The 3,795-nt window shown below is 69.8% G+C and carries 5 protein-coding genes; 2 read left to right on the forward strand and 3 right to left on the reverse strand.

Features of this window, described 5'->3' with window-relative positions:
* Window positions 1-875, forward strand: an 875-nt coding sequence (locus AC3XYG_RS39435) for a YifB family Mg chelatase-like AAA ATPase (protein ID WP_489145377.1), incomplete at its 5' end; no start/stop codon positions are given.
* Window positions 876-1,004: 129 nt separating this feature from the next.
* Entirely contained in the window at window positions 1,005-1,259 is a 255-nt protein-coding gene (locus AC3XYG_RS39440; RefSeq protein ID WP_489145378.1) for a hypothetical protein, read from the forward strand.
* A gap of 229 nt (window positions 1,260-1,488) precedes the next feature.
* On the opposite strand, the gene pth is transcribed toward AC3XYG_RS39440, so the two are convergent.
* The 3 genes from pth to AC3XYG_RS39455 form a co-directional block, all read right to left on the reverse strand.
* Window positions 1,489-2,061, reverse strand: coding sequence for an aminoacyl-tRNA hydrolase (pth, locus tag AC3XYG_RS39445; RefSeq protein ID WP_489145379.1), 573 nt, complete (start codon window positions 2,059-2,061; stop codon window positions 1,489-1,491).
* A 30-nt stretch (window positions 2,062-2,091) separates the two neighbouring features.
* Window positions 2,092-2,745 carry a 50S ribosomal protein L25/general stress protein Ctc gene (locus tag AC3XYG_RS39450; protein ID WP_489145380.1) on the reverse strand — a complete coding sequence of 218 codons (654 nt, stop codon included), beginning with the start codon at window positions 2,743-2,745 and terminating at the stop codon, window positions 2,092-2,094.
* Between the two features lie 129 nt (window positions 2,746-2,874).
* A partial coding sequence (locus AC3XYG_RS39455; RefSeq protein ID WP_489145381.1) for a calcium-binding protein occupies window positions 2,875-3,795 on the reverse strand: 921 nt, incomplete at its 5' end.

A 3,795-nucleotide genomic window follows, 5' to 3' on the forward strand; every position in this document is an offset into this window, starting at 1 on the left:
TGTTGATGATCGGCCCCCCGGGCTCCGGCAAGTCGATGCTGGCGGCGCGGCTGCCCGATCTGCTGCCGCCGCTGTCGCCGGCCGAGGCGCTCGAGGTCTCGATGATCCATTCGGTGGCAGGCCTGCTTGAGGGCGGGCGGCTGATGCGGCGCCGGCCGTTCCGCGACCCGCACCATTCCGCCTCGCTGCCCGCCCTGATCGGCGGCGGCCATCGGGCCCGGCCGGGCGAGATCTCGCTGGCCCATCGCGGCGTGCTGTTCCTGGACGAGCTGCCGGAATTCGCCCGCGCCACGCTGGAATCGCTGCGGCAGCCGATGGAAAGCGGCCGTGCCGTGATCGCCCGGGCCAACTCCCATGTCACTTACCCGGCCCGGGTGCTGCTGGTGGCGGCGATGAACCCGTGCCGCTGCGGCCATCTCGGCGACCCCGGCCTGGGCTGTGGCCGGGCGCCGCGCTGCGGCCAGGACTACCAGTCGCGCCTGTCCGGCCCGCTGCTCGACCGGGTCGACCTGCATGTCGACGTGCCCGCCGTGTCGGCCGCCGACCTGTCGCTGCCGCCGCCGGCCGAGGGCACGGCCGAGGTGGCCGCCCGGGTCGCCGCCGCGCGGCAGATCCAGGCGGCGCGCTATGCCGGCGACGGCATCGCCACCAACGCCGAGGCCGACGGGGCGGTGCTGGAGCGGGTGGCCACGCCCGACGTCGCCGGCGGCGTGCTGCTGACCCAGGCGGCGGAGCGTCTGCGCCTGTCCGCCCGCGGCTATCACCGGGTGCTGCGGGTGGCCCGCACCCTGGCCGACCTGACCGGCGCCGAGCGCATCGGCCGGGCCCAGATCGCCGAGGCGCTGTCCTACCGCCGGCTGGCGGTGGCCGGTTAGCCCGCAGAGGCCGATTGGGTCCCCAAACGCGGCGGCTTGGCGGCCGGCTGGAACTTTGGAATCCTGTCGGCGTTCAGATCTATCGAATAGACGATGTTTGATTTCAAGCCCGATTGCAGGAGCCCGCCGGTGCGATTGACCTGCCTATTGTCCGCGGCGCTGCTCGCCGGGGCCTGCACGCCGCCGCCCATGCCGAAGAACTTCGTGGTGGTGAACACGCTGAACGAACGCAACGTCGTGGGGGCGCAGGCCGCGGGCGACGCCGTCTGTGCCCGCACCGGGCGCGTCGCGCTGGCGACCGACCGGGAGTGGAACTATGTCGGCTTCCAATGCGTCGACCCGGCCAGCACGGTCGTGGCGCAGAACCCGATCCCGCGGCGCTAGGCCCAAGAGCCCAAAAGTAGAGGAGCCGCACAAAGGCGGCTCCTCGTTTTGCTCTCTGGTCCGCAGGCTCACCCGACGATGCCGGGTTGCCATTCTGGCGGAGGTCGCCGCAAGGGCGTTGCGGCTGGCCAATACGCGTTCCCGGCTATGCCGACCACGTAAGAAAAATGATGCGCCACCGGAACGATCGAATCAAGAGGGTCGTCGTGCGGTGCAGCAAAGGCCCCGGTCACGCTGCCTGGGTGTTCTGGGCGACCTGGGTCATGAACTTCTCCGCCGCGTTCTCGGCCAGCAGCGGCGCCGCCTTGGCGATGGCCTCCATGAGCGGGTCCAGCCACGCCTCGTCGGATTTGGCGAAGTCGCTCAGCACCCAGCCATGCACCCGGTCCTTGTGGCCGGGATGGCCGATGCCGATGCGCACGCGCCAGAACTCCGGGCCGATATGGGCGCCGATCGAGCGCAGGCCGTTGTGGCCGGCGGTGCCGCCACCCTTCTTGACCCGGACCTTGCCGGCCGCGAGGTCGAGCTCGTCATGGAACACGACGACATCGGCGGGCTGCAGCTTGTAGAAGCGCATCGCCTCGCCGACCGACCGGCCGCTCTCGTTCATATAGGTCATCGGCTCCAGCGCCAGCACCCGCTCGACGCCGAGGCGGCCTTCCGACAGCCGGCCCTGGAACTTCAGCTTCCAGGGCGAAAAGGAATGGCGCTCGACGATGTCGTCGAGCGCCATGAACCCGGCATTGTGCCGGTGGTAGGCATATTGCTGGCCGGGATTGCCGAGGCCGACGAACAGCAGCATCGATATCTCCCAGCCAGCTCAGGCTTCGGATCAGGCCTTCGCGGCCGGCTCCTTGGCCGGGGCCTCGGCGGCGCCGGTCGCGGCCGCGGCGGCCGCTTCGGCCTCCTCGGCACGGACCGCCGACGGCGCCGCGACGGTGGCGATCACGAAGTCGCGGTCGGCGACGGCCGCGCGGACACCGTCCGGCAGCTTGATCGCGCTCATGCGCAGCGAATCGCCGATCTCGGCACCGGTCAAGTCCAGCGACAGGAATTCCGGGATCGCCTCGGCGCGGCAGACCAGCTCGACATCGTGGCGCACGATGTTCAGCACACCGCCGCGCTTGATGCCGGGGGATGCCTCTTCATTGATGAAGTGCACCGGCACGTCGGCATGGACCGTGGTCTTGTCGCTGACGCGCAGGAAGTCCAGGTGGATCGCCTTGTCGCTGACCGGGTCGAGCGCGATGTCGCGCGCCAGCACGTGGTGCCGGTCCTTGCCGATCTCGATGTCGTAGATGTGGGTCAAGGCGGCGGGGTCGCGCAGGATCTTCAGCAGCGACTGGGCGTTGACGTTGAACAGCACCGGCGGCTTGTTGTCGCCGTAGATGACGCCCGGAATCATCCCGGCCCGACGCGCTGCCCGTGCTGCCCCCTTACCGGCTCGGTCCCGCGCCTCGGCCGTGATCTTGATGGTGTCGGCCATAGGTCTCTCCTCGAATAAAGACGCCGGCCTCCAGGGGTGCCGGCGTGGCTGTATGCGCACGCAATCGTTGCGCAAGCGCGGTCGTCTAGCAGAAACGGCCCTTCTGCGCAACGGCCGGGGCGGGCCGGCTCACAGCAGCAGGTCGGATGCGGCCAGCGAGAAGCCCTGGACCTTGATCACCATCTCGGCCAGGCCGTTGCCGTTGATATCGAGCAGAACCTCCGTGCCGCCGTCGATGAAGCGCATGATCGCCTCATGCCCCGCGCCGGTGAACACGCCGCCGGTGACGATGGTGAAGGCGGTGTCGCCATTGGCGGCATTGCCATCGGCGTCGATCGGCCGAAGGTCGATCTTGTCGCCCTGGACCCGGGAGAAGTCGGTGATGGTGTCGACCTCCCAGCCCGAGGACGGAAAGAACCCGCCTGTCTCGCCCGGCGCGAAGATATCGGCGCCACCCCGTCCGGTCAGGACATCGTCGCCGTGGCCGCCGGTCAGAACGTTCGAGGCGTCGTCGCCGGTGAGCACGTCGCGGTAATCGCTGCCATACAGGTTCTCGATGCCGTAGAGGGTATCGCCCGCGGCCGTGCCGCGCGATCCGCGATGGGCATCGAGGTCGGCCGAGATCCCGCCGTCCCGGTCGTCATGGTAATAGGCCGTGTCGATGCCGTCGCCGCCGACCATGATGTCGGCCCCGGCCCCGCCGACAAGGCGGTCGTTGCCGGCCCCGCCGTCGAGCGAATCGTTTCCGCCATTGCCGTAGAGCGCGTCGTCGCCGCCATTGCCCCACAGGGCAGAGTCATTGTGGTCGCCGGAAATCCTGTCGGCATGGGCCGAGCCGAGGACGTTCTCGATGTCGTAGAGCCGGTCTCCCGCCGCGTCGCCGCCGGTGCCGATGCCGACCCCGGTGGGCTGCCCCGATCCGCCGCCGGTCATCTGCACTGCCACCCCGGCGGCGGATCCGGCATTGGAGGCGATGTCCGTGCCGGCGCGGCCGTACAGTATGTCGGCTCCCGCGACGCCTTCGAGGACATTGTCGCCGCCATCGCCGGA

The sequence above is a fragment of the Inquilinus sp. genome, assembly GCF_057815775.1.

Coding starts and splice junctions, on each gene's coding strand:
- pth (WP_489145379.1), bottom strand. CDS start 2,061: ATGCTGCTGTTCGTCGGCCTCGGCAATCCCGGCCAGCAATATGCCTAC.
- AC3XYG_RS39450 (WP_489145380.1), bottom strand. CDS start 2,745: ATGGCCGACACCATCAAGATCACGGCCGAGGCGCGGGACCGAGCCGGT.